The organism is Zobellella denitrificans (assembly GCF_002237365.1).
In the GTDB taxonomy this organism is placed as follows: Bacteria; Pseudomonadota; Gammaproteobacteria; order Enterobacterales; family Aeromonadaceae; genus Oceanimonas; species Oceanimonas denitrificans.
In genome coordinates this window covers 13,838-37,159 of record NZ_NMUO01000016.1, presented here as the reverse complement: position 1 = coordinate 37,159, position 23,322 = coordinate 13,838, and the positions used below count along the sequence as shown (strand labels likewise).

Below are 23,322 nucleotides of genomic sequence, written 5' to 3'. Positions count from 1 at the left end.
AGCGGTCAGGCGGTTGGGCAGGCCGGGTCGGGACGGGGGCCGGCCCGGTATAGCCAGAGTCCCAGCAAGGCCAGCACCACCGAAGCCGAGGCGAGCACCAGGTAGACGCTGTCCAGCGTGCCGGTGGCCTCGCGCAGATAGCCGGCCAGCAGGTTGCCCAGGGTGCCGCCCAGGCCGAAGGTGACCATGCAGATGCCGCTGATCTGCATGGTGGCGGTCGACGAATAGCGCTGGCCGACCCAGCCGGCCAGTATCCCCCACATGGGGAAATACATCAGGCCGTAGCCGAAGCCGGCCACCAGCGCGAAGCGCGCGGGATCCTGGACGAAGGCCAGCAAGCCCAGGGCAAAGCCGCCGAAGATCACCAGCAGTGCCAGCTCCGGCCCCTTGCGGTCGGCCAGCTTGCCGGTGAGCAGGCCGGCGACCATGCCGGTCAGCCCGACCGTGGTCCAGGTATAGCCACCGAGGGTGGAGGGCAGGCCCAGCTGATCCAGGTAGGTATTGAGCCAGTTGGAAAACGGCATGGTGGTAAAGCCGACCAGAAAGCAGATCAGGCAGGCGCACAGGGCGGTGCGTTCACCACAGATGGTCGCCAGCAGCCGGGTCACCGGTATGGCGGCAACCGGCCCCCCGCCTTGCGTCGCCGGCTGGCGCTTTAAGGTCCGCAGCATATGCCAGGTGAGCCCCATGACCAGCAGGCCCATCAATCCGGCCAGCTGCCAGCCCCGTTGCCAGCCCAGGGCCGGGACCACCAGCAGGATCAGCAGGCCGTTGAGGCCGTATCCCCAGGCGGTGCCGCTGGAGATGGTCGACAGGCAGCCCGAGCGCTGTTCGGCCCCGGCATGGCGGCTGACGATCTCCACTATGCTGCCCCAGCTGATGGCGGCACTGGCCGCCAGGCAGGTGAGGGCCAGGATGATCAGCAGCGGCTCCTGCAACTGCGACAGGGTAAACAGCAACAGGCTGGTGATGCCGCCGGAGGCCAGCGTCAGACGGGCGGTGCCCAGGCGGTGGCCAACCAGGCCCAGCAACAGGGCGCCCCCGAGGTAGGCCAGCTGGGTCAAGGCCCCGATGGTGGCGAGATGCCAGTGGCTCAGCGCAATGCTGTCCCGCATCATGGGCACGAGGGCGGCAAACAGAAACATGCCGAAACCGTGGCTGACAATCTGGTTCATTCCGAAAATAGCGGCCATGCGCATCTGGTGATCTCCCTGATCCGGTAACGGCGCTCATTGGCCGCGAGCCATCTTCTCTTCTTGCCAGTATTCGGTAAATCGATAAATATTGAGGTCTGTCTTCAATAAGGATGAAGTCTGCCAATGCGCGATTTACCCATTACCCTGCTGCGCACCTTTGCGGTGGTGGCGGAAACCCTCAACCTGACCGCGGCGGCAGGGCGGCTGCACCGGGCGCCGTCCACCATCAGCATGCAGTTGAGCCGGCTGGAGGGACTGGTGGCGGCCGAGTTGCTGGAGCGGGGGCAGTATGGGGTCAGGCTGACCCCGGCGGGGGAGCAGCTCAGGACGCACGCCCATCAGCTGCTGAACCTGCACGACCGGATCCTGGGGGCTTTCCAGAATGCGGAGGTGGTGGGCAAGGTCCGCTTCGGTACCCATGACCAATACGCCACCCGCAGCCTGACTCCCCTGCTGGAAGCCTTTGTGCTCAATTATCCGGAGGCCCGGCTGGAAGTGCTCTGCGATCACCGGCCCCATTACCTGGCGGCCCTGGTCCAGGAGGGCAAGCTGGACATCGCCCTGGTGGAGATGCCGGCCCTGTCCGACGGGGGACTGCGGCTATGCCGGGACGAACTGGTCTGGGTATGCTCTGAGGCCCATGCGACCCACCGGCGGGAACCCTTGCCACTGGCGGTGTTCGTCGAAGGCTGCTATCACCGGGAGTCGGCCTGCCAGGCGCTGGAGCACACCGACACCGCCTACCGTATCGCCTTTACCAGCCAGAGCCGGGCGGGCGTATTGGCGGCGGTGCGGGCCGGGATCGGCGTCGGGGTGATCCCGCGCCAGACCCTGGAGCCGGGCCTGGTGGTGGTGGAAGAAGGGCTGCCTCCGCTGCCCAGGGCGGACACCACCCTGTTCGTGGCCGAACGGGCAAACGAGGCCACGGCCCGCCTGGCCAAGACCATCGAGGAGAGCCCGCAGTTCCAGCGATATCGGGGCGAGCCATAACTGGCTGTAATGGATAAGAAAATAAGGTGAAACAGGGCGAGGCGAGAAATCTGTTCACCGGCCATAAAGTGAACCTGGAGCAAGGAGAAAGGGAGTGAAGCGGTTTCTGATTATCGGTGCCGGCGGTATCGGCGGCTATTACGGCGCCCGGCTGCAGCAGGCGGGGCATAAGGTGGTACTGGTGGCCCGGGGGGAACACCTGGCCGCCATGCAACGGCAGGGGCTTAGGGTGGAGCACCAGGAATTCCGTTTCGCGCAGCCGGTGCGGGCGCTGGATCTGACCACCCTGCGCGAGACCTGCGCCAGCGGCGACTTCGACCTGGTCGTGCTGGCGATGAAGTCCCAGGCCACCGGCCCCCTGATGGCGGAGCTGGCGGACTGGTTGGCCACCAGCGCGGTGCCGGTGCTGTCGCTGCAGAACGGGGTGGACAACGAACCTCTTATCAGCGAGGTGGTGGGGGAGGCGCGGACCCTGGGCGGACTGGCGGTGCGCATCGGCGGCCATATAGTGGCGCCGGGCCTGGTGCAGGCGGACGGCCCGGCCCAGGTGATCATGGGCGCCTGGCCCCGTCAACGGCCGGCCCAGGCCGGCTGGCTGGAGCAATTGAGGCAGTGTTTCGAGCTGGCCGGCATTCCGACCCAGGTGGCGGTGGATATCCGCCGTGAGCTGTGGCGCAAGCTGATTATCAACAACGGCGTCAACCCGCTCTCGGCCCTCTCCGGGCTGGACACCCGCCGTCTCAGCCACCATCCGCAACTGGGCCGCAGCGTCTACCAGATGATGGCGGAAACCGCCGCTGTGGCGGTGGCCGACGGCGTCAGCCTGGGCAAGACCGACGTGGACGAGATGTATGCCCTGATCCGCAACTTCGACGCCATCAAGACCTCCATGCTGGTGGACAAGGAGAAGGGGCGGGAGCTGGAGCTGGACGCCATCAGCGGCGCCGTGCTGCGCCGGGCGGAACAACTGGGGCTGGAGGTGCCGGCCACCCGCCTGGCCTACGGCTTGCTGCAACTGCGGGACTGAACAGGCAGGGCGGCGGCATGGCCGGCAAGCAGAACCGGTGGAACTGTCCGGGCTGATGCCCGGGGAATATTCCCCCGGGCTTCCCGGCCGGACATCTCCCCTAGGTATCCAAAGAAAAAGGGTTAGCGGCCGTCAAGCTGCTAACCCTTGGTGTTTGGTGGCCCCTGCTGGACTTGAACCAGCGACCGATCGATTATGAGTCGAGCGCTCTAACCAACTGAGCTAAGGGGCCAAAAGTGGTGCTGATTATAGGGAAAGCGGCTTAGGCTGTCCAGTCGCGGCGGGTTTATATCAGCTTGATTTTTAAGCGGTTGGCGTGCCGGTCGGCGGCCATGGAAAAGGGCGCCGAAGCGCCCTTTTCGTGGCTGTGGCTTACTCGTCGAGGAAGCTGCGCAGCACCTCGGAGCGGCTGGGATGGCGCAGTTTGCGCAAGGCCTTGGCTTCGATCTGGCGGATACGCTCGCGGGTCACGTCGAACTGCTTGCCCACCTCTTCCAGGGTGTGGTCGGTGTTCATGTCGATACCGAAGCGCATGCGCAGCACCTTGGCCTCCCGCGCGGTCAGCCCGGCCAGCACGTCGCGGGTGGCGGCGCGCAGGCTTTCGCTGGTGGCGGAGTCGGCCGGCAGGGACAGGGTGGTGTCCTCGATAAAGTCGCCCAGATGCGAATCTTCGTCATCGCCGATGGGGGTTTCCATCGAGATGGGCTCCTTGGCGATCTTCAGCACCTTGCGGATCTTGTCTTCCGGCATGGCCATGCGGTGGGCCAGCTCTTCCGGGGTGGGCTCGCGGCCCATTTCCTGCAGCATCTGGCGGGAAATCCGGTTGAGCTTGTTGATGGTCTCGATCATGTGCACCGGGATGCGGATGGTCCTGGCCTGATCCGCGATGGAGCGGGTGATGGCCTGGCGGATCCACCAGGTGGCGTAGGTCGAGAACTTGTAGCCGCGACGGTATTCGAACTTGTCCACCGCCTTCATCAGGCCGATGTTGCCCTCCTGGATCAGGTCCAGGAACTGCAGGCCGCGGTTGGTGTACTTCTTGGCGATGGAGATCACCAGACGCAGGTTGGCTTCCACCATCTCTTTCTTGGCACGGCGGGCCTTGGCCTCACCGATGCTCATGCGGCGGTTGATGTCCTTGATCTGGGAGATGGTCAGGCCGGTTTCTTCTTCCACCTGCTTGAGCTTGCCGATGGCGCGCAGCACGTCTTCCGCCACGTCTTCCAGCTTGGGCGACCAGGCCTTGCCGGCGGCCACTTGCTGGTTGAACCAGGCCTGTTCGCTTTCGTGGTGGGCAAAGGCCTGCACGAAGGTCTTCTTCGGCATCTTGCTCTGTTCCACGCACAGCTTCATGATGATGCGCTCCTGCACCCGCACCCGCTCCATCATGTCGCGCATGCTGTTGACCAGGCGGTCGAACTGCTTGGGCACCAGGCGGAACTGACGGAACACGTCGGCCAGGATGGTAATCTGTTCGGCGGCGGCGTCGGAGGTGCGGCCATGGGCCTGGATGGTGGTCCGGGTCTTTTCGTACTGGGTACGCAGCTCGCCGAACTTCTCGCGGGCTACTTCCGGATCGGGGCCGGTATCGCCGTCGGAGTCGTCCTCGTCTTCATCCTCGTCCTCATCGTCGTCCTCGTCATCCAGCTCTTCTTCGCTCAGCTCGGAGCCGATGTGGGTGGCGGTGGGGGCGAGTTCATCGGCCTCGTCCAGATCGACAAAGCCGGAGATGATGTCGCTCAGCTTGATGTCGCCCGCCTCGAAGCGGTCGAACTGGTCGAGCAGGGAGGTGATGGCCTCGGGGTATTCGGCCACCGAGCTCTGTACCTGGTTGATGCCGTCTTCGATACGTTTGGCGATGTCGATCTCGCCTTCGCGGGTCAGCAGCTCTACCGTGCCCATTTCACGCATGTACATGCGCACCGGATCCGTGGTGCGGCCGATTTCCGATTCGACGGAAGCCAGCGCCTGGGCGGCGGCCTCGGCGGCATCCTCGTCGGCGGTGGTTTCCGACATCATGAGATCATCGGCATCGGGGGCGCTTTCCACCACCTGGATGCCCATGTCGTTGATCATCTGGATGATGTCTTCGATCTGATCGGAGTCGACAATATCCTGGGGTAGATGATCGTTCACCTCGGCGTAAGTCAGGTAACCCTGTTCTTTACCTTTGGCAACGAGAAGCTTAAGCTGTGACTGCGGGGTTTGCTCCATAGAACTCGTCCGGTTAGATGTTGCAAGAGGGTGTAGGCATCAGGCACTCTTTTACGACGCGCAAGTAGCCGATTATAACAAAATTTGACCAGGGTCGCTATGCTGGTCTGTGCTTGCCAACACGCCTCGCCTTCTTAACGGTGAGAGTGCTGCAACGCGCAATGGTTTCATCATCTTTGCCCGTGTTCCGGGTCTGTCTGTCGATCTTGGGGCGGTGCGCCCGTTTTTCAATGCCGGCCTCAGCCGTGGTTGCCCTTGCTTTCGGTCAGCAGCAGCAGCAGTTCCTGCTTTTCCGCCGGGGTCAGCCCCTGGGGGCTGCGACTCTTGCGCTGCAGGGTTTCGATACGCCCGGCCAGAAACTCGTTGATCAGCACCACGAAGATGTCCTGCAGCTCCTGCTCGATATGCTCGCCGGCGAACAGCTCTTCCGCCATGGCCAGCCGCGCCAGGGCGGGCTCGGAGGAATGTCCGCGCCAGTGTTCCAGCAGTTGGGCCGTGGTCATGTCGGGATGGTGTTGCACCTGAGCCAGCAGCGCCAGCAACAGTTCCATGCCCGGCAGCGGCAGTTCCCGCAGTTCGGGCATGGCCGGCAGCCTGGCCGCGGCAGCCGGATATTGTAGCACAAGGGCGATGGCCCGGCGAAGGGGGGTCAGCTTTATCTTTTTCGACTCCCGTTTCGGCGCCGGCTCGGGCGGGGCGTCGGTCCGGTTCAGCCGGGTGAACAGCTCGCGCACCCGCCGTTCGTTCTCGCCCCAGTTGAGCTGGCGGGAGAGGCGGGTGATCAGGCCCTCGCGGGTAAAGCCTTCCGGCACCCGCATGATGGCCTCGGCGGCCTTGTGGGCCAGTTCGTGCTGGCCGGCATCCCCGGCCATGGTGTCCTGGCCCAGGCGCTCGAACAGGAAGTCGCCGAAGTCCTGGGCCTGGTCCAGCATCCGTTCGAAGGTGGCGGCACCAAGCTTGCGCACCAGGGTGTCCGGGTCTTCGCCATCGGGCAGGAACACGAACTTCAGGCTGCGGCCGTCCTGCATCAGCGGCAGGGCGTTTTCCAGCGCCCGCCAGGCAGCCTCGCGCCCGGCCCTGTCCCCGTCGTAGCAGCAGATCACCTCGCGGGTGGTGCGAAACAGCAGTTGCAACTGATCGGTGGTGGTGGAGGTGCCCAGGCTCGCCACCGCGTAGTCGATGCCGAACTGGGCCAGGGCCACCACGTCCATGTAGCCTTCCACCACCAGGATGCGATCCGGGTTGCGATGGGCCTGGCGGACCTCGAACAGGCCGTACAGCTCCCGTCCCTTGTGGAACACCGGGGTTTCCGGCGAGTTCAGGTACTTGGGGGTGCCTTCACCCAGCACCCGACCGCCGAAGCCGATGGTGCGGCCCCGGCGATCGCGGATCGGGAACATGATGCGATCGCGAAAGCGGTCGTAGACCCGGCCCTTGTCGTTCTGCAGCAGCATGCCGCCTTCGATCAGCTGCTGCTCCGCCTCCCGGCCGCGGGCGAACTGGCGTTTGACGCTGTCCCACTGATCCGGCACATAGCCGATGGCGAACTGCTTGACCACCTCGCCGCTCAGGCCGCGCCCTTTCAGGTAGGCGATGGCGGCCTGGGATTGCTTGAGCTGGGCCTGGTAGAAACGGCTGATCTCGTTCAGCTGGCCGTAGAGATCCTGGCGCACCACCTTGGCGGCCGCCTGCCGTTCGGGGGAGCCGCTCTGCTCCCGGGGTACCGTCACCCCGTGCATGGACGCCAGTTCGTCGATGGCGTCGAGAAACTCGAGGCCGTCGTACTCCATCAAAAAGCCCAGGGCGGTGCCATGGGCGCCGCAGCCGAAGCAGTGGTAGAACTGTTTGTCGGGGCTGACGGTGAAGGAGGGGCTTTTTTCGTTGTGAAAGGGGCAGCAGGCCTGGTAGTTCTTGCCGGCTTTCTTGAGTTTTACCCGCTGATCGATCAGGTCGACAATGTCGGTGCGGGCCAACAGGTCGTCGATGAAGGATTGGGGAATTCTGCCTGCCATGGTTCACCGGGTATGGGAAAAAACAAAGCCGTGCATCGGATGAGGCACGGCCCGTTGGCAGGTAAGCAACCGGATTAAGCCAGTCTGGCTTTGATGATGGCGCTGACCTTGCCCATATCTGCACGCCCCTGGATCTGCGGCTTGAGCACCGCCATCACCTTGCCCATGTCCTGCATGCCGGCAGCGCCGGTATCGGCGATGGCTTGCGTCAGCAAGGCGTCCAGTTCGGCTTCGGTCAGGGGTTGCGGCAGGAACTCCTGCAGCACCACTATTTCCTGGCGCTCGTTGTCGGCCAGATCCTGGCGACCAGCCTGCTCGAACTGGCCGGCGGCGTCTTTGCGCTGTTTCACCATCTTGGTGATCACCGCTATGATGCCGTCGTCGTCCAGGGTTTCGCGGCTGTCTATCTCTTTTTGCTTGATCTCGGCCATCAGCATGCGCAGGGTACCCAGGCGAGCCTTGTCTTTGGCGCGCATGGCATTCTTCTGCTGTTCCGACAGCTGGTCTTTCAAAGACATGAGATCAATAACGACTTAGTACAGACGAGTGCGACGTGCGTTTTCGCGAGCCAGCTTCTTGGCGTGACGCTTAACAGCGGCAGCCTTGGCGCGCTTGCGCTCGGTAGTCGGCTTCTCGTAGTGCTCGCGGCGACGCACTTCGGACAGGATACCGGCCTTTTCGCAGGAACGCTTGAAGCGACGCAGGGCTACGTCGAAGGGCTCGTTTTCACGTACTTTAATTACTGGCATGTGCCTCTCACCTCGGTTAACTGGCCTGTCACCGACCAGCATGACTATAAAAATGGTGCGAAATTCTACTCTGAAGCGCCCACGGCTGTAAAGTCCGGTGGCCCTTCACTGGTTAAAAAATCGCGGGCAGGGTAACATAGCCGCCATCTTTTCGACAGTGTTATTCATTCCATGCGCGTACTAGGTATCGAGACTTCCTGCGATGAAACCGGCATCGCCATCTATGACGACCAACTCGGCATCCTGGCCCATCAGCTCTACAGTCAGGTCAAGCTGCACGCCGATTACGGCGGCGTGGTGCCGGAGCTGGCCAGCCGGGATCATATCCGCAAGACCATCCCGTTGATCGAGGCGGCGCTGCGCGAGGCCGGCTGCGGCAAGGACGAGATCGACGGCGTGGCCTACACCGCCGGCCCGGGCCTGATGGGCGCCCTGCTGGTGGGCGCCACCATCGGCCGCAGCCTGGCCTTCGCCTGGGGCAAGCCGGCGGTGGCGGTGCACCATATGGAAGGCCACCTGCTGGCCCCCATGCTGGAGGAACGGATACCGGCCTTTCCCTTCGTGGCGCTGCTGGTGTCCGGCGGCCACACCCTGCTGGTGCGGGTGGACGGCATCGGCCGCTATGAGATCCTCGGCGAGTCCATCGACGACGCCGCCGGCGAGGCCTTCGACAAGACCGCCAAGCTGATGGGGCTGGAGTATCCCGGCGGCCCGCGCCTGGCCCGGCTGGCCGGGCAGGGGGTGGCCGGCCGCTTCCATTTTCCCCGGCCGATGACCGACAGGCCCGGCCTGGACTTCAGCTTTTCCGGGCTCAAGACCTTTGCCGCCAACACCATCGCCGCCGAGGGCAACGACGAGCAGACCCGGGCCGACATCGCCCACGCCTTCCAGCAGGCGGTGGTGGATACCCTGGCCATCAAATGCAAGCGGGCGCTGCAGCAGACCGGGCTCAACCGCCTGGTGGTGGCCGGCGGGGTCAGCGCCAACCTGTCGCTGCGCAGCCAGCTGGCGGAATTGATGGCGGATCTCGGGGGAGATGTGTTCTACCCGCGCAACGAATACTGCACCGACAACGGCGCCATGATCGCCTTCGCCGGGCTGCAGCGGCTGAAGGCGGGGGAATTCGAGCCGCTGTCGGTCCGGGCGCGGCCGCGCTGGCCGCTGGATGAGCTGGCACCGGTCGACGGTGAGGGGTGAGGAGACTGGAGTGAGGATAATGCCGGGGTTTACCCCTCTCCCCTCACCCCTCTCGAACTTCACCTGCGCTTGAAGCGGTTGAGGATGGGCGTTTCCTCATGGTGGTAGAGCCGGCTGATATTGCGGTGGTGGCGCAGTATGATGAGGCAGGACAACAGGGCCACCGCCAGGGTGTATTCCGGCTTGATGAAATACACGTAGAGCGGGGCCGCCAGGGCGGTGATAAGGGAGGCCAGCGAGGAATAGCCGAACAGCCCCAGGCTCACCAGCCAGGTCAGCAGTAGCAGCCCGGCCATGTCCATGCCGAGCGGCAGCAGGGTACCCAGGGCGGTGGCCACGCCCTTGCCGCCGCGAAAGTGGAAGAACAGGGGGAACATGTGCCCCAGGCAGGCGGCCATGCCGATCAGCGCCAGGTACAGCGGAGTGATGCCGAGGAACCAGCCCAGGTAGACGGGCAGGGTGCCCTTGAGGATATCGATCAGCAGCACCCACACCGCCGCGCTGCGGTGGCCGGTGCGCAGCACATTGGTGGCGCCGGGGTTGCCCGAGCCGTGGGCGCGGGGATCCGGCAACCGGTAGAGCCGGGAGATCAGCACGGCGCTGGACACCGAACCGCCCAGATAGGCCAGGATGATCATGAATAAGGTGAGCGCCGTCATAATCGCGGTTTATACCCCGGGTTCAATCCGTTATCATTGCGCGCCTGAAACCGGACCAACGCGGCCCGGTCGCCGAAGATAGCCACAGCTTAACAGAAGACAGAGACGATGGATAAAGTGTTTGTACAGGGCCTCGAAGTGCTGACCACCATAGGCGTTTATGAGTGGGAAAAGGGCATTCGGCAGAAGATCCGCTTCGATCTGGAAATGGGCTGCGATACCAGGGCCGCGGCGCTGGGCGACGACATCTCCAAGGCGATGGACTATGCCAGCCTGTCGAAAAAAGTCAGCGCCTATGCCGAACAAAACCATGTGGAGCTGGTCGAAACCATGGCCGAGCGTATCGCCCAACTGATCCTGGCCGAGTTCCCGGTCCAGTCGGTGCGGGTGCGGCTGACCAAGCCGGGCGCCGTGCCCAACGCCGCCGGCGTGGGCGTGGAAATCGAGCGTTTTGCCAGGGACCAGGCGGTAAGCTGAGCCGTCATCAAAGCGTCATCGACGCCTGATAGCCTGCCTACCCATCCACCAACAGGAAGTGCATCATGGAAGTGCAGGCCGTACTGCTCGCCCTGATCCAGGGGTTCACCGAGTTTCTTCCCATTTCCAGCTCCGCCCATCTGATCCTGCCGTCCGTGCTGCTGGGCTGGCGGGATCAGGGCATGGCCTTCGACGTGGCCGTGCACCTGGGCAGCCTGCTGGCGGTGCTCTGGTATTTCCGGCGCGAGGTCGGCACCATGGCCGCGGCCTGGTGGCACTCCCTCCGTGGCGGCGGCCACAGCGCCGAGTCGTGCCTGGCCTGGGGCATCATACTGGCCACCGTCCCCGCCTGCGTGGTGGGCCTGCTGTTCGGCGACTGGATCGGGGATCACCTGCGCTCCGGCTGGGTGATAGCGGTGGCCACCATCGTCTTCGGGCTGCTGCTGTGGTGGGCCGATCGCATGGCCCGGCTGCAGAAAACCGAATACCAGGCGGGCTGGCGCGGTGCCCTCTGGCTGGGCTGTGCCCAGGCCCTGGCGTTGATCCCGGGGACCTCCCGCAGCGGCATCACCCTCACCGCCGGCCTGATGCTGGGCCTCACCCGGGAGGCGGCGGCCCGCTTTTCCTTCCTGATGTCCATCCCCATCATCTTCCTGGCCGGCAGCCACCAGGCCACCGATCTGATCGGCAGCCAGGCGGTGATGTCCTGGCCGGCGGTGGGCGTGGGCGTGCTGGTGTCCTTCGCCAGCGCCCTGGCCTGCATCCACCTGTTTCTGACCCTGCTCAACCGCATCGGCGTGCTGCCCTTCGTGCTCTACCGGCTGGGGCTGGGCGCCGTGCTGCTGTGGCTGATGACGGCTCAGGCCTGAGCCAGCAGGGCTTCCAGCTTTTGTCGGCGGGCGGCGGCGATGGCCTCGCCGATGGCCGGCCCCTTCAACCCCTGGGCGACGAAGGGCCCGGCGGTGATCTGCCGGAGCTCATCCAGCCATTGCCACAGCCGTTCCCGCTGGGGGTAGGGCCGGTGCTCGAACCCCTCGCGGCCCTGCAGATCCGCCTGGGCGCAGATCAGTAGCTGGGCGAAACGCTCCGGCTTGCGCCAGGCGTCGGTATGCTGGTACAGCTCGAGGATACGCCCGGCCTGCTCCGGGGACGGCTCCGCCAGCCGATGGAACAGGATGTGCCAGCGGCTCATCAGTATGGCCAGCTCCCGGTGCTCGGTCGGCACCCTGAAGCGGGCGCACAGGGCTTCTATCGGCGCCACACCCAGCTCACCATGATGGTGGTGGCTGGGCCATTTCTCCTGGGGCGTCAGCGCCTTGCCGAAGTCGTGGCAGAGGGCGGCGAAGCGGCAGGGCAGGTCGCCGCCCAGCTCCGCCGCCCGTTTGAGCACCATCAGGGTGTGCACGCCGGTATCGATCTCCGGATGCCATTGCTCCGGGCCCGGTATCCCGAATAGGGCGTCCAGTTCGGGGAAGAGCACGGCCAGGGCGCCGGCCTGGCGCAGCACCGTGAAATAGACCTGGGGATTGACGGTGGCCAGGGCCTTCTCCGTTTCCTTCCAGACCCGTTCCGGGGTCAGGGCCTTGAGCTCGCCGCCGGCGGCCATCCGCCGCATCAGGGCCAGCGTCTCGTCGGCCAGGGCAAAGCCCAGGTGGTGGAAGCGGGCGGCGAAGCGGGCCACCCGCAGCACCCGCAGCGGGTCTTCGGCGAAAGCGTCGGATACATGGCGCAGCACCCGGTTGTCGAGATCCGCCCGACCGCCGTAGGGGTCATGCAGGCGGCCCTCCTGGTCCTGGGCGATGGCGTTGATGGTCAGATCCCGGCGGCGCAGATCCTCCTCCAGGGTCACCTCGGGGCCGAAGTCACAGATAAAGCCGGTGTAGCCACGGCCGGATTTGCGCTCGGTGCGGGCCAGGGCATATTCCTCCCTGGTGTCGGGGTGGAGGAACACCGGAAAGTCCTTGCCTACCTGGGTATAGCCGAGCGCGAGCAACTGCTCCGGGGTGGCCCCCACCACCATATAGTCCCGCTCGCCGACCTCCAGGCCCAGCAAGGCGTCCCTGACCGCGCCCCCCACCAGATATGTTTGCACTTTTCCCCCCTCGCCTTAATATGAGTCAGCCCGTCCCCAAAGGGATTCAAAAGAACTTTTCCAGGATATTCGAGGCTATTGTCCCCAGTGCTGAAAAGGATGTCACTTCCTATCTTGCCGCTGTTGCTGCTGAGCCTGCTGGCAGGCGCCTTGCTGCCGGCCTTCGGCGGCACCGCCTGGCGCGGGGCGGGCGCCGACGACCGGGTGCCCATCTGCAGCGGCGGCACCCTGAAGTGGGTGTCCCTGGCCGAGTGGCAGGGCGAGCCGGCCACGGACGAAGACCCACCGCACCCCATGGCGGAGCACTGCGATCAGTGCCCCTGCTGGACCCAGATCCTCGATGCGGGCGATCCCGAACCTGGCCTGCTCTTGCCCGCCAGGCAGGCCTTCTTTGGCGGGCTGCCCGGCGGCTACACTCCTCCTGCCCGGGCGCCGCCGCGCTGGCCCGGTCTCGCTGCCCGCGCCCCTCCCGCCTTCCTCGCCTCCGTCTGATGTGAGCGCGCTCACCGCGCGTGCCTGTCTACCATTCATATTGATATCGAGGAAAGCGCATGACCATTATCACCAGAAACACCGCCCTGGCGGCGGCCCTGTCCTGCCTGTGGCTGCCGGCCGCGTCAGCCCATGTGACCCTGGAGCAGCCGACGGCCCAGCCGGGAGCCAGCTACAAGGCGGTGCTGCGGATACCCCACGGTTGCGAGGGGGAAGCCACCCATACCCTGAGGGTCAGGATCCCGGAGGGGTTTTACGACGTCAAGCCCATGCCCAAGGCGGGCTGGATGCTGGAAACCCTCACAGGTGACTATGCCCGGGCCTATGACAATCACGGCACGGCCGTGACCCGGGGGGTGAATGAAATCATCTGGTCCGGTGGCAAGCTGCCCGATGACTTCTACGACGAGTTCGTGTTCCGCGGGCGCTTCGCCGACAGCCTGCCGGCCGACAGCCGCTTCTATTTCCCCACGGTGCAGGAATGCGCCAACGGGGTGGCCCGCTGGATCGATACCTCGGGCGGCGAGGAGAGCGACGAGCCGGCGCCCGGCCTGACCCTGAAAGCGGGCCACCATCATTAACCGGAGCGGGCTCCTGGCCTGAACTCCCGGGGGCGGCGTGGCCGCCCCCGCTGTTATCCGCTGGCGGAGATGCTCATGTTGATGAAATCGCGCGCCCTGCTGCCCTGGCTGGGGCTGCTGCTCCTGCTGGGCTGCGGTGGCGCCCGTGCCCACGCCGTGCTGTTGCACGGCATACCGGCGGAGGGCAGTGTAGTTGGCGAATCGCCAGCCTGGCTGGCACTGCACTTTAGTGAAAGGGTCAGCCCCCTGGTGCTGACGCTGATCGGGCCGGATGGCGAGCCGCAGCAACTGGAGGGCGTGGCGCCTGCGCAGCAACTGCGGGTCGCGTTGCCGGCCACCCTGGCCCCGGGCAACTGGCTGCTCAGTTGGCGGGTGGTGTCCGCCGACGGCCATCCCATAGCGGGGGCGCTGGCGTTTGCCGTCGGTGTGCAAACCGAAGCGGCGGTGATGCCGACGACGGATGGTAGCCATTATCTCGCCATCTGGAGCGCCCGGGTGGCGGTCTATCTGGGGATGATGCTGGGTGTCGGTGGTGCCTGCGCCTGCCTCTGGCTCGGCACCGGGCCATCGCGCCCGGTCGTTGCCGCGCTCTGGCTGGGCGCGGGGGCCTTGCTGCTGTCGCTCGGCCTGCAGGGGGTGGATGCCCTGGGCCTGCCCCTGAGCGGCCTGCTGGCCTCGCCCGGCTGGCAGGCCGCCATGGCCACCAGCTATGGTCACAGCGTCGGACTGGCCCTGCCGGCCCTGGCCGGTGCCGGCGGCACCCTGTGGCTGCGGCGTCATTCAACAGCCATTGCCTGGCTGCTGTCGGCCACGGTCGTGCTCCTGTTCGGGCTGGCGTTTACGGTCAGCGGCCATGCCGCCTCGGCCGAGCCCCGCTGGCTGAGCCGCCCGGCGCTGGGGCTGCATGTGCTGATGGCGATGCTGTGGCTGGGCGCCCTGCCGCCGCTTTTGGTGGCCCTGGCCAGGCCGGGCGCGGACGCCCGGCGGGTGTTGGGACTGTTCTCCCGCTGGGCTCCCGGGATGCTGGCGGCGTTGGTGTTGTCCGGCGGTGTCCTGGTGGTGATACAGCTGGGACACTGGCGCGCCCTGGCCTGGCCCGGCTACAGCCGCATCCTGCTGCTGAAGCTGGCGCTGGTGGCCCTGGTGCTGGTGCTGGCCGCCTGGAACCGCTGGCGCCTGACCGCCCGGGTGCAGCGGGGAGAGGCTGCCGCTCGGCTGGCCCTGCGACGGCTGATCCGGCTTGAACTGGTGCTGCTGGTGGTGGTGCTGGGGCTGGTGGCGGCCTGGCGTTTTACCCCGCCGCCCAGGGCGCTGTTGCCGACGGGGCAGGTGCAGGTGGTCGTGGCCGACGCCGGGCTGCGGGCGGTGCTGACCCTGTCCCCGGGCAGGGCCGGCCCGGTGCGGGCCGACATCCAGCTGCGGGATGACCAGGGGCGGATGGCGGAGGCCCGGGAGCTCGGCCTGCTGTTGTCCCATGACCAGGCGGGCATAGCGCCGTTCCGCCGTCGGGCGCTGCCACAGGCTCCGGGGCACTGGTTGTTGGAGGAACTGCCGTTGCCGGTGCCCGGCGACTGGTCGGTGACGGTGGAGGTGCTGGTCGGCGACTTCGACCGAATTCGACTGACCGGCACCCTGCGGCTGGCGCCCTGATACCCTAAACCAAAGGCGCCGAGGCGCCTTTCGGCCTGGAGTCAACGCCGTTGTCATGACCATATAAGTCGTTCCCTTTGCCCGCCGGTTTTGGCATGGGTGCTGCCCGTATAGGTAAATCCGAAGGTTTGCCAGCAGTCTGCTTTTGTTATTATCTCCGGCTTCCGGCCTGGCCTCAGCCTTCCCCCAGGGACAGCAGGGTGGCGTTGCCGCCGATGGCGGTGGTGTTGTTGGTAACGGTCTTCTCGGTGATAAAGCGGCTCAGGTAGTGGGGGCCGCCGGCCTTGGGGCCGGTGCCGGACAGGCCCTGGCCGCCGAAGGGCTGCACGCCCACCATGGCGCCGATCTGATCCCGGTTGATATAGACGTTGCCCGCATCCACGGATCTGGCCACCTGGTCGGCAAAGGACTCGTTGCGGCTGTGGATGCCCAGGGTCAGGCCGTAGCCGGTGCCGTTGATGTCATCGACCACCTGGCCGATGTCCTTCGCCTTGAATCGCACCACATGCAGTATGGGGCCAAACTGCTCCTTTTCCAGCTCCTTGATGCTGCCGATTTCCAACGCTGTGGGCCGCACATAGAAGCCCTTGTCGCAGCCCTTGGCCATGGGGGCCTCGGCGATGATCCGCTTGCCTTCGGCCTTCATCCGCGCCAGGTGCGCCTCCAGCCCGGCCCTGGCGCCCTGGTCGATCACCGGGCCCACGTCGGTGGACCAGAGCGCGGGATCGTCCACGCTCAGCTCCTTCATGGCGCCCTTGAGGATCTCCAGCACCCGCTCGGCGATGTCTTCCTGCAGGTAGAGCACCCGCAGGGCGGAGCAGCGCTGGCCGGCGCTTTGGAAGGCGGCGCGCAGCACGTCGCGCACCACCTGCTCGGGCAGGGCGGTGGAGTCCACTATCATGGCGTTCTGGCCGCCGGTTTCGGCGATGAGCGGCACTATGGCGCCCTGGCGTTTGGCCAGGGTCAGGTTGATCAACTGGGCGGTGTCGGTGGAGCCGGTGAAGCAGACCCCGGCGATGCGCGGATCCTGGGTGAGGGCCGCGCCCACGGTGGCGCCGTCGCCGGGCAGCAACTGCAGTACCTCGGCGGGAATGCCGGCCTGGTGCGCCAGCTTCACCGCCAGGTGGGCCACCAGCGAGGTCTGCTCCGCCGGCTTGGCCAGCACCGTATTGCCGGTGACCAGGGCGGCGGCCACCTGGCCGAGGAAGATGGCCAGTGGGAAGTTCCAGGGGCTGATGCACACGAAGGGTCCCCGGCCCTGGGCATGGAGCAGGTTCAGCTCGCCGGTGTAGCCGGGCAGGCGGGTGGGCTCGGCCATCAGGCGGCGGGCTTCAACGGCGTAGTAGCGGCAGAAGTCCACCGCCTCGCGCACCTCGTCGATGCCGTCCTGCAACAGCTTGCCCGCCTCCCGGGTACAGAGCGAGACGAACTCGGCGCTGTGTGCCTCCAGCAGTTCGGCCAGCTTTTCCAGGGCCCGGGCGCGTTGCTCCACCGGGGTGTCGCGCCAGCCCTTGAAGGCGGCCTGGGCCCGGCCCACCGCCTGCGCTACCGTCGCCTGGTCGGCAAACCACACCTGGCCTACCTGCCGGCCCTGATCCTGGGGGCTCAGCACGGCGCTGGCGGTGCCGCTGGTCAGGGTCTTGCCGCCGATCACCGGGCCAGCCTGCCACTGCTTGTCGGCCAGCCTGGCCAGTTCATTGAAGAAGGGGGTGCGGATGCCTTCGATATTCAGGTTCAGGCCCCGGGAGTTGACCCTGTCCGGGAAGATGGCCAGCGGCAGCGGGATTTTGTCGTTGGCCAGGCTGGGGCCATCCCGCAGGCAGGACTGCGGATGGGTGATCAGGCTGTCGATGGGGGTGTTGGGATCCACCAGCTTGTGCACGAAGGAGGTGTTGGCGCCGTTTTCCAGCAGCCGGCGCACCAGGTAGGGCAGCAGATCCTTGTGGGCCCCCACCGGGGCGTAGATGCGGCATACCAGGCCGGGGTTTTCCTTCAGCACGGTGTTGTACAGCTCCTCGCCCATGCCGTGCAGGCGCTGGAACTCGAAGCGGCGTTCCCCCGCCATGGCCATTACCGACACCACGGTGTGGGCGTTGTGGGTGGCGAACTGGGGATAGATGGCGCCCCGGGTCGCCTCGCTCAGCAGGTAGCGGGCACAGGCGAGGTAAGACACATCGGTGCCGGCCTTGCGGGTATAGACCGGGTAGCCGTCGATGCCGGCCTGCTGGCAGTGCTTGATTTCGCTGTCCCAGTAGGCGCCCTTCACCAGCCGCACCGGGATCTCGTCGCCCTGCTCCCGGGCCAGGGCGGTCAGCCAGCACAGTACCGGCAGGGCGCGCTTGGAATAGGCCTGCACCACCAGGCCGAGCCCGCCCCAGCCCCGGTTGACCTCGGCACGGTACAGGGCCTCGAACAGATCGAGGGACAGCTCCAGCCGGCCCATCTCCTCCGCGTCGATGGTGATAAAGACGTCCAGTTTGCGCGCCTCTGCCAGCAACCCCAGCACGGTGGCATGCAGCTCGCTCAGCACCCGCGCCCGGCTGGCTTCCTCGTAGCGGGGGTGCAGGGCGGACAGCTTGATGGAGACGGAGGGGCGCGGCACCGCCGGGTTGTTGAGCTGCTCGGCGCCCACGGTGGCGATGGCCTTGGCGTAGTCGGCACGGTATTTCTCGGCGTCGGCGGCGGTCATGGCCGCCTCGCCCAGCATGTCGTAGGAATGGGTGTAGCCGAGTTCGCGGGACTTGCGGCTGGCCTTGAGCGCCTCCTTGATGTCCCGCCCCAGCACGAACTGCTTGCCCATGATCTTCATGGCCGCGTACATGGCGGAGCGTACCACCGGCTCGCCCAGGCGGTTGATCATGCGGTTGAGCACATTGGCCGGGTTGCCGTCGAGCTTTTTGTCCATGCGTACTATCTTGCCGGTCAGCATCAGGCCCCAGGTGGAGGCGTTGACCAGGGTGGAATCGCTCTGGCGGAAGTGTCTGGCCCAGTCGGCGCCGGACAGCTTGTCCTTGATCAGTTCGTCGGCGGTATGGCTGTCGGGGATGCGCAGCAGCGCCTCGGCCAGGCACATCAGGATAATGCCCTCCTGGGTGTCCAGGCTGTACTGCTGCAGGAAGGCGTCGATGCCGTCGCCGCCATCGCTTTCCGCCCGCACCCGGGTCACCAGGCGGCGGGCCTGGTCGGTGATGCGGGCCAGGGTCTGGGCGTCGTCCGGCACCTGCTCCAGCAGGCTGGCCAGGTAGCTGTTTTCATCGACCACGTAGTTTCGGGTAATGTCCTGGCGCAGGGCCGGCAAATCACGGGGGGCGTAACCGGAAGCGAAGACGGTGGCGGCATTGAACATGGCGGCATTTCCTGACGTTGCTTGAGGAAGGCGGCAGTTCGGACGCCGCCTGGCTGGCCGTGGAAGCATGGAAACCCGATTGCCAGGGCGGTGCCGGATCGTCCGCGCTGCACCGGCATGGCCGGCAACAAGCCGTTCAATCGGGGGGTGGCGAGGGTATCCGATGCTACCTTTCCGGCTGTTTGTTCAAGGATAGTCCGCCTGGCGGGCAAGGCGTCGTGAGAGAGGGCATAGATACAAAAAATGGCGAAGCCGTTGCTTCGCCATTTCAAAACAGGGGGCGGGGTCAGTTCATCCAGCGATCCTGCCGGCGCTTGCGGCGCAGGGGGATCAGCGGCAGCAGAAAACCGACCAGGGCGCCGACGCCGGCCACCAGGCCGCCGCGCAGCAGCCAGTCCAGCCGCATCTGGTGTTCCCTGTCGTCCATCAGGCTGCTCAGGCGGCGATTGTCCGCCGCCAGCCGGTCGCTGGTCTGGCGCAGTTCGGCCAACTGCTCATGCAGTTCGTCCAGTTCCTGCTCCTGCCGCTGCAGCCGCTCGGTCTTGTCCTGCACATCCTGGCGGTGGCGCTCGTCGGCGCTGGCCAGTTGCTGCCTGGCATCCGCCAGTTGCTGCTCCAGGGCCGGCAGCCGGGAGCGGAAGCTCTCCTCGGTCTGCACGAACTGGCCGTCCACCCAGCCGGTGCGGCCGTCCTTGTCGCGGATCTGCACGTATTTGCTGTCGGCGTTGCGGCTCAGGTATTCCACCGGCTCGCCGGCGTTGATGGAGCCGAGGATGCGATACTGGTTGCCGGGGCCGGCATGCAGAAAGGCGTAGACGTTGTCGGAGATATAACGGGTGGCGGCCTCGGCATGGCCGAGCCAGGGCAGGCTGCACAGCAGCGCCAGTAGTACTTTTGATTTCACCAGGGTGTCCTTCACTGTCGTCGATGAAATCATGGTAATGGGGGGCGGAGGGAAGGACAAGAACAAGGGGGCCTGCCGGCCCCCTCGATCAGACGAACATCCACTGGATGACGTAGAAGAACACGATGGCCAGTATGGCCCCCGCGGGCAGGGTCACTATCCAGGACACCACTATGTTGCGCAATACGTTAAGGTTGAGGGCGGCGATACCCCGGGCCAGGCCGACCCCCATCACCGCGCCCACCAGGGTCTGGGTGGTGGAGATGGGCAGGCCGGTACCGGATGCGATCACCACTGTCGCAGCGGTGGCGAGCTGGGCGGCGAAGCCGCGGCTCGGCGTCAGGTGAGTGATGCCGGTACCCACGGTGGCCATCACCTTGTGGCCCAGCGACGCCAGGCCGATAACGATGCCGATGCCGCCGAGCGGCAGTATCCACCAGGCGATGGTCGACTTGGCGGCGATCTGGCCGGCGCTTTCCACCACGCTCACCACCGCCGACAGCGGACCTATGGCGTTGGCCACGTCGTTGGAGCCGTGGGCGAAGGCCATGGCGCAGGCGGTGACCACCATCAGGATGCCGAATACCTTCTCCACGTTGGAGAAGTGCATGTCCTTGTCATCCTGGGGGTTGTAGCGCTGGCGCTTGATATAGAAGGCACAGATGACGGCGCTGATCAGGGACACCACCACCGACAGGCCCCAGCTCTGCAGGTTGGTCATGTCCAGGCCCACGTGGCTCAGGCCCTTCTTCAGGGTCACCAGGCAGATCACCATGACGGTGAAGAAGATATAGACGGGCACGTACTTCTTGGCCGCCGCCAGCGGGCTGTCGGCGTTGAAGATCAGGCGCTGCACGCTGATAAAGGTGAAATAGGCGAGCAGGCCGGACAGGGCCGGGGTGACGATCCAGGAGCCGAATACCCCCATCACCTTGTTCCAGTGCACCGCCTCGGCCCCCAGGGACACCAGGGCGAAGCCGATGATGGCGCCGATGATGGAGTGGGTGGTGGACACCGGCCAGCCGAAGTAGGAGGCCAGCAGCAGCCAGGTACCGGCGGCCAGCAGCGAGGCTATCATGCCGAACACCAGCTGGTCGGGGGTGTCGACGAAGGCGTCTGAGTCGATGATGCCGCTGCGGATGGTGGAGGTGACCTCCCCGCCCGCCAGGTAGGCGCCGGCGAATTCGAAGATCATGGCGATGATGATCGCCTGCTTGATGGTCAGCGAGCGGGTTCCCACCGAGGTGCCCATGGCGTTGGCCACGTCGTTGGCGCCGATGCCCCAGGCCATAAAGAAGCCGAAGACGGCCGCCACCAGGATCAGCGTGGTGCCGTAGTTAGCGATGATATCCATTTATATACCTTGTTGATTCGCTCAGGAACGGGACAGCATCAGCTCCAGACGGGCACCTACCCGTTCGGCCTGATCCGCCAGATCTCCGACCCATTCAAGGATCTTGTACAGGAAGATGATGTCGATGGGGTTGTAGCCGTCCTCGATGGCCTGCAACTGCTTGCGCAATCTGGCCTGCATGACGTCGGTATCGTCCTCGATCAAGTCCAGCTGGTGGATCATGTCGGTGACCAGATCCATCTCCCGGCCCTTGAAGCCGGTTTCCAGCAGTTCGTCGAGCTCGTCGATGGCCTTGGCGGCCTGGGCGGTGGCGTCGATGCAGCGGTTGAGGTAATCCATGAAAGAGGATTTGAGCTGCAGCGGGATTTCCATCTGGCGGCCCACGATGCGGCCGGAGATGTCCTTCGCCTTGTTGGCGATCTTGTCCTGCTGGGTGAGCAGCTCCAGCATGTCGGTGCGGGCGACCGGCATAAAGAGACCGCGGGGGAGTTTGAGGCGGATTTCCCGCTTGAGGGCGTCGGCCTCCCGTTCCAACTGGGAGATGCGGCCCTGGATCTGTTCGGCCTTTTCCCAGTCCTGCTCCCACATGGCGTCGAAGAAGGGAACCAATTGCTGTGCAGCCTCATGGACTTTCATCACATGCTTCTGCAGGGGCTTGATCGGGGACTTGGCAAAGAGTCCCAAAATAGTATTTACTGGCATAGCCAATCCTGTGTCGGTGAAAAAACACTCGATACATCAATGTGGCGCGCATGGTAACTTAACTACAAAGGCAAGAAAACAGCATTTTTCATAAAACCGTCATGTCTCTCTGCTAGCGGTTTCTGCTTTTACTTTTAAATCAGAAGGTTGGTTTTCCGGACACCCTTATGGATACAGAAATAGAGATCAAGTTCCTGGTCTCGCGCGATGTCACCGACGCCCTGCCCGAGCTGTTGCAATCTTACCAAATCCTCAAGCACGACCGGCGGCATCTGGCCAATACCTACTACGACACCCCCGACCTGGCGCTGCGCCGGATGGACGCCGGCCTGCGCATCCGCAGCCAGGACGGCGCCCTGGAGCAGACCGTCAAGCTGGCGGGCAGCCAGGTCGGCGGCCTGCATCAGCGGCCGGAATACAATGTGGCGCTGGCGGCGCCCGATCCCGACCTGGCCTTGTTCCCCGCCCATATCTGGCCCGCCGGGGTCGACGCCGCCGCCCTGCAACAGGCGCTGCAGCCCCTGTTCTGCACCGACTTCGTGCGCCGGCGCTGGTTGCTGGCCGATGACGGCACCGAGATCGAACTGGCCCTGGACGAGGGCGAGGTGCAGGCGGGCGAGCGGCGCGAGCCCATCCGCGAGCTGGAGCTGGAACTGGTGCGGGGGGATGCTTCCCGCCTGTTCGAGCTGGCCGACACCCTGGTTCGGCAGGGCGGCCTGCGCCTGGGGGCGGTATCCAAGGCCCAGCGCGGCTACCGCCTGGCGGGCCTCAGCCCCATGCCCCGGCTGCGGGCCCTGGCGCCGGCCGACTTGAGGGCGGAAGACGGCTGCGAGCAGGCCATGGTGACCCTGCTCCATCAGGGGCTGCGCCACTGGCAGTATCATGAGGATGGCTGGATGGCAGCGCCCGGCACCGACTGGCTGGTACAGCTGCGCGAGGGGGCCGCCCTGGTGCACCAGATCCTGCTGATGTTCGGCGAGCTGGTATCGCACCGCATCAACAGCGGCTGGATCGACGATCTGCTGTGGTTGCAGCAGCAGCTGTCCTGGCTGGACCGGGCCCAGATGCTGGCCCACCTCACCGCCGACAGGGGCCATTATCTGCGCCGGCTGGACTGCCAGAAGGCATTGCTGGCGGAGCTGGCGGAACAACAGGCGCAACTGCCCGACGAGCAGCAGCTGCGCGAGCTGTTTTACGGGCCCCGTTATGGCCGGCTGCTGCTCCGGCTTACCCACTGGCTCTATCGCCAGGACTGGCGGGCCGGGCTGGCGCCGCAGCAGAGCGCGCAACTGGCCGCGCCCATCAACGGCCTGGCCCGGGAACTGCTGGAAGACAGCTGGCAGACCCTGCGCCAGAGCGCCCTGGGCGGGCCGGTACTCGACGGCGAGCAGTATATCCAGCAGAAGGGCAAGCTCAGGCGCACCCTGATGGTGGGGCTCTGCTTCAGCGGTCTCTACCCGGAGGAGGAACGGCTGGCCTTTCGCATGCCCTGGCTCGACATACTGCGCGGTATCGAGGATCTGGACATGCTTTCGCCCCTGGAGGACGTGCGCGAACGGCTGGCGGCGGAAGATCGCGAGGAGCTGGACGACTGGCTGGCGCGCAAGCGGCGCTTCCTGCTGGAAGCCCTGGAGCAGTCCCGGGCCCAGGCCCTGCAACTGGAGCCCTACTGGCGCTGAG

At 65.6% G+C, this 23,322-nt stretch carries 19 protein-coding genes, 1 tRNA gene and 1 pseudogene; 9 read left to right on the top strand and 12 right to left on the bottom strand.

Translation table 11 applies throughout. The features are described from left to right. Nucleotides 1-5: 5 nt before the first annotated feature. Nucleotides 6-1,175, bottom strand: a complete 1,170-nt coding sequence (locus CGX12_RS05645) for an MFS transporter (RefSeq protein ID WP_217898129.1) — start codon at nucleotides 1,173-1,175, stop codon at nucleotides 6-8. Between the two features lie 144 nt (nucleotides 1,176-1,319). Between CGX12_RS05645 and CGX12_RS05640 the strand changes: the two genes are divergently transcribed. Both CGX12_RS05640 and CGX12_RS05635 read left to right on the top strand, forming a co-directional pair. Next, entirely contained in the window at nucleotides 1,320-2,186 is an 867-nt protein-coding gene (locus CGX12_RS05640; RefSeq protein ID WP_094038913.1) for a LysR family transcriptional regulator, read from the top strand. 94 nt (nucleotides 2,187-2,280) lie between these two features. Next, on the top strand, nucleotides 2,281-3,213 hold the full coding sequence (locus CGX12_RS05635) for a ketopantoate reductase family protein (protein WP_217898128.1): 933 nt from the start codon (nucleotides 2,281-2,283) through the stop codon (nucleotides 3,211-3,213). A 155-nt stretch (nucleotides 3,214-3,368) separates the two neighbouring features. Here the strand turns inward: CGX12_RS05635 and CGX12_RS05630 are convergent. From CGX12_RS05630 to rpsU, 5 genes and pseudogenes are all read right to left on the bottom strand, one after another. Beyond that, a tRNA-Ile gene (locus CGX12_RS05630) sits at nucleotides 3,369-3,445 on the bottom strand. Nucleotides 3,446-3,585: 140 nt separating this feature from the next. Continuing rightward, nucleotides 3,586-5,433, bottom strand: a pseudogene (gene rpoD / locus CGX12_RS05625) (RNA polymerase sigma factor RpoD); the annotation flags it as partial. Nucleotides 5,434-5,666: 233 nt separating this feature from the next. Then, the gene (gene dnaG / locus CGX12_RS05620; protein ID WP_094038911.1) at nucleotides 5,667-7,439 is read right to left on the bottom strand and encodes a DNA primase; all 1,773 of its coding nucleotides are present in this window, start codon (nucleotides 7,437-7,439) and stop codon (nucleotides 5,667-5,669) included. Between the two features lie 74 nt (nucleotides 7,440-7,513). Then, nucleotides 7,514-7,957, bottom strand: coding sequence for a GatB/YqeY domain-containing protein (locus CGX12_RS05615; RefSeq protein WP_094038910.1), 444 nt, complete (start codon nucleotides 7,955-7,957; stop codon nucleotides 7,514-7,516). A gap of 15 nt (nucleotides 7,958-7,972) precedes the next feature. Next, nucleotides 7,973-8,188 carry a 30S ribosomal protein S21 gene (gene rpsU / locus CGX12_RS05610; protein WP_014293599.1) on the bottom strand — a complete coding sequence of 72 codons (216 nt, stop codon included), beginning with the start codon at nucleotides 8,186-8,188 and terminating at the stop codon, nucleotides 7,973-7,975. A 171-nt stretch (nucleotides 8,189-8,359) separates the two neighbouring features. Between rpsU and tsaD the strand changes: the two genes are divergently transcribed. Then, on the top strand, nucleotides 8,360-9,385 hold the full coding sequence (tsaD, locus tag CGX12_RS05605) for a tRNA (adenosine(37)-N6)-threonylcarbamoyltransferase complex transferase subunit TsaD (RefSeq protein WP_094038909.1): 1,026 nt from the start codon (nucleotides 8,360-8,362) through the stop codon (nucleotides 9,383-9,385). 59 nt (nucleotides 9,386-9,444) lie between these two features. On the opposite strand, the gene plsY is transcribed toward tsaD, so the two are convergent. Then, on the bottom strand, nucleotides 9,445-10,044 hold the full coding sequence (gene plsY / locus CGX12_RS05600) for a glycerol-3-phosphate 1-O-acyltransferase PlsY (protein WP_094038908.1): 600 nt from the start codon (nucleotides 10,042-10,044) through the stop codon (nucleotides 9,445-9,447). A gap of 108 nt (nucleotides 10,045-10,152) precedes the next feature. Here plsY and folB point away from each other — a divergent pair, with 108 nt between their 5' ends. Both folB and CGX12_RS05590 read left to right on the top strand, forming a co-directional pair. After that, nucleotides 10,153-10,521, top strand: a complete 369-nt coding sequence (gene folB / locus CGX12_RS05595; protein ID WP_094038907.1) for a dihydroneopterin aldolase — start codon at nucleotides 10,153-10,155, stop codon at nucleotides 10,519-10,521. Nucleotides 10,522-10,586: 65 nt separating this feature from the next. Beyond that, complete coding sequence (locus tag CGX12_RS05590; protein ID WP_094038906.1) at nucleotides 10,587-11,390, top strand: undecaprenyl-diphosphate phosphatase; 804 nt, start codon at nucleotides 10,587-10,589, stop codon at nucleotides 11,388-11,390. Here CGX12_RS05590 and CGX12_RS05585 read toward each other — a convergent pair. Then, the gene (locus CGX12_RS05585; protein WP_094038905.1) at nucleotides 11,381-12,613 is read right to left on the bottom strand and encodes a multifunctional CCA addition/repair protein; all 1,233 of its coding nucleotides are present in this window, start codon (nucleotides 12,611-12,613) and stop codon (nucleotides 11,381-11,383) included. The two genes, CGX12_RS05590 and CGX12_RS05585, sit on opposite strands and share 10 nt — an antisense overlap. A gap of 99 nt (nucleotides 12,614-12,712) precedes the next feature. Between CGX12_RS05585 and CGX12_RS05580 the strand changes: the two genes are divergently transcribed. The 3 genes from CGX12_RS05580 (at nucleotide 12,713) to CGX12_RS05570 (ending at nucleotide 15,336) form a co-directional block, all read left to right on the top strand. Then, nucleotides 12,713-13,105 carry a hypothetical protein gene (locus CGX12_RS05580; RefSeq protein ID WP_142995578.1) on the top strand — a complete coding sequence of 131 codons (393 nt, stop codon included), beginning with the start codon at nucleotides 12,713-12,715 and terminating at the stop codon, nucleotides 13,103-13,105. Nucleotides 13,106-13,164: 59 nt separating this feature from the next. Further along, entirely contained in the window at nucleotides 13,165-13,686 is a 522-nt protein-coding gene (locus CGX12_RS05575) for a YcnI family copper-binding membrane protein (protein ID WP_094038903.1), read from the top strand. Between the two features lie 75 nt (nucleotides 13,687-13,761). After that, nucleotides 13,762-15,336, top strand: coding sequence for a copper resistance CopC/CopD family protein (locus CGX12_RS05570; RefSeq protein ID WP_176442007.1), 1,575 nt, complete (start codon nucleotides 13,762-13,764; stop codon nucleotides 15,334-15,336). Nucleotides 15,337-15,511: 175 nt separating this feature from the next. Here the strand turns inward: CGX12_RS05570 and putA are convergent, their stop codons facing one another. The 4 genes from putA to CGX12_RS05550 all read right to left on the bottom strand — a co-directional run bounded on the left by putA (nucleotide 15,512) and on the right by CGX12_RS05550 (nucleotide 21,642). Further along, entirely contained in the window at nucleotides 15,512-18,682 is a 3,171-nt protein-coding gene (gene putA, locus CGX12_RS05565) for a bifunctional proline dehydrogenase/L-glutamate gamma-semialdehyde dehydrogenase PutA (RefSeq protein ID WP_094038901.1), read from the bottom strand. 286 nt (nucleotides 18,683-18,968) lie between these two features. Then, nucleotides 18,969-19,586, bottom strand: coding sequence for a TIGR04211 family SH3 domain-containing protein (locus CGX12_RS05560; protein WP_094038933.1), 618 nt, complete (start codon nucleotides 19,584-19,586; stop codon nucleotides 18,969-18,971). A gap of 88 nt (nucleotides 19,587-19,674) precedes the next feature. After that, nucleotides 19,675-20,940: an inorganic phosphate transporter gene (locus CGX12_RS05555; protein WP_094038900.1), complete on the bottom strand. Its 1,266-nt coding sequence runs from the start codon at nucleotides 20,938-20,940 to the stop codon at nucleotides 19,675-19,677. A gap of 21 nt (nucleotides 20,941-20,961) precedes the next feature. Further along, nucleotides 20,962-21,642 (bottom strand): TIGR00153 family protein, encoded by a 681-nt coding sequence (locus CGX12_RS05550; RefSeq protein WP_094038899.1) that lies wholly within the window; start codon nucleotides 21,640-21,642, stop codon nucleotides 20,962-20,964. A gap of 167 nt (nucleotides 21,643-21,809) precedes the next feature. On the opposite strand from CGX12_RS05550, the gene CGX12_RS05545 reads away from it, so the two are divergent. Next, the gene (locus tag CGX12_RS05545; RefSeq protein ID WP_094038898.1) at nucleotides 21,810-23,321 is read left to right on the top strand and encodes a CYTH and CHAD domain-containing protein; all 1,512 of its coding nucleotides are present in this window, start codon (nucleotides 21,810-21,812) and stop codon (nucleotides 23,319-23,321) included. Nucleotide 23,322: the final 1 nt, after the last annotated feature.

Excerpts from the sequence above, each read along its gene's own strand:
- tsaD (WP_094038909.1), top strand. The coding sequence starts at position 8,360 with ATGCGCGTACTAGGTATCGAGACTTCCTGCGATGAAACCGGCATCGCC.
- CGX12_RS05615 (WP_094038910.1), bottom strand. The coding sequence starts at position 7,957 with ATGTCTTTGAAAGACCAGCTGTCGGAACAGCAGAAGAATGCCATGCGC.
- CGX12_RS05575 (WP_094038903.1), top strand. The coding sequence starts at position 13,165 with ATGACCATTATCACCAGAAACACCGCCCTGGCGGCGGCCCTGTCCTGC.
- plsY (WP_094038908.1), bottom strand. The coding sequence starts at position 10,044 with ATGACGGCGCTCACCTTATTCATGATCATCCTGGCCTATCTGGGCGGT.
- CGX12_RS05555 (WP_094038900.1), bottom strand. The coding sequence starts at position 20,940 with ATGGATATCATCGCTAACTACGGCACCACGCTGATCCTGGTGGCGGCC.
- CGX12_RS05645 (WP_217898129.1), bottom strand. The coding sequence starts at position 1,175 with ATGAACCAGATTGTCAGCCACGGTTTCGGCATGTTTCTGTTTGCCGCC.
- CGX12_RS05550 (WP_094038899.1), bottom strand. The coding sequence starts at position 21,642 with ATGCCAGTAAATACTATTTTGGGACTCTTTGCCAAGTCCCCGATCAAG.
- CGX12_RS05590 (WP_094038906.1), top strand. The coding sequence starts at position 10,587 with ATGGAAGTGCAGGCCGTACTGCTCGCCCTGATCCAGGGGTTCACCGAG.
- CGX12_RS05580 (WP_142995578.1), top strand. The coding sequence starts at position 12,713 with ATGTCACTTCCTATCTTGCCGCTGTTGCTGCTGAGCCTGCTGGCAGGC.
- dnaG (WP_094038911.1), bottom strand. The coding sequence starts at position 7,439 with ATGGCAGGCAGAATTCCCCAATCCTTCATCGACGACCTGTTGGCCCGC.
- rpsU (WP_014293599.1), bottom strand. The coding sequence starts at position 8,188 with ATGCCAGTAATTAAAGTACGTGAAAACGAGCCCTTCGACGTAGCCCTG.
- CGX12_RS05545 (WP_094038898.1), top strand. The coding sequence starts at position 21,810 with ATGGATACAGAAATAGAGATCAAGTTCCTGGTCTCGCGCGATGTCACC.
- putA (WP_094038901.1), bottom strand. The coding sequence starts at position 18,682 with ATGTTCAATGCCGCCACCGTCTTCGCTTCCGGTTACGCCCCCCGTGAT.
- folB (WP_094038907.1), top strand. The coding sequence starts at position 10,153 with ATGGATAAAGTGTTTGTACAGGGCCTCGAAGTGCTGACCACCATAGGC.
- CGX12_RS05640 (WP_094038913.1), top strand. The coding sequence starts at position 1,320 with ATGCGCGATTTACCCATTACCCTGCTGCGCACCTTTGCGGTGGTGGCG.
- CGX12_RS05570 (WP_176442007.1), top strand. The coding sequence starts at position 13,762 with ATGTTGATGAAATCGCGCGCCCTGCTGCCCTGGCTGGGGCTGCTGCTC.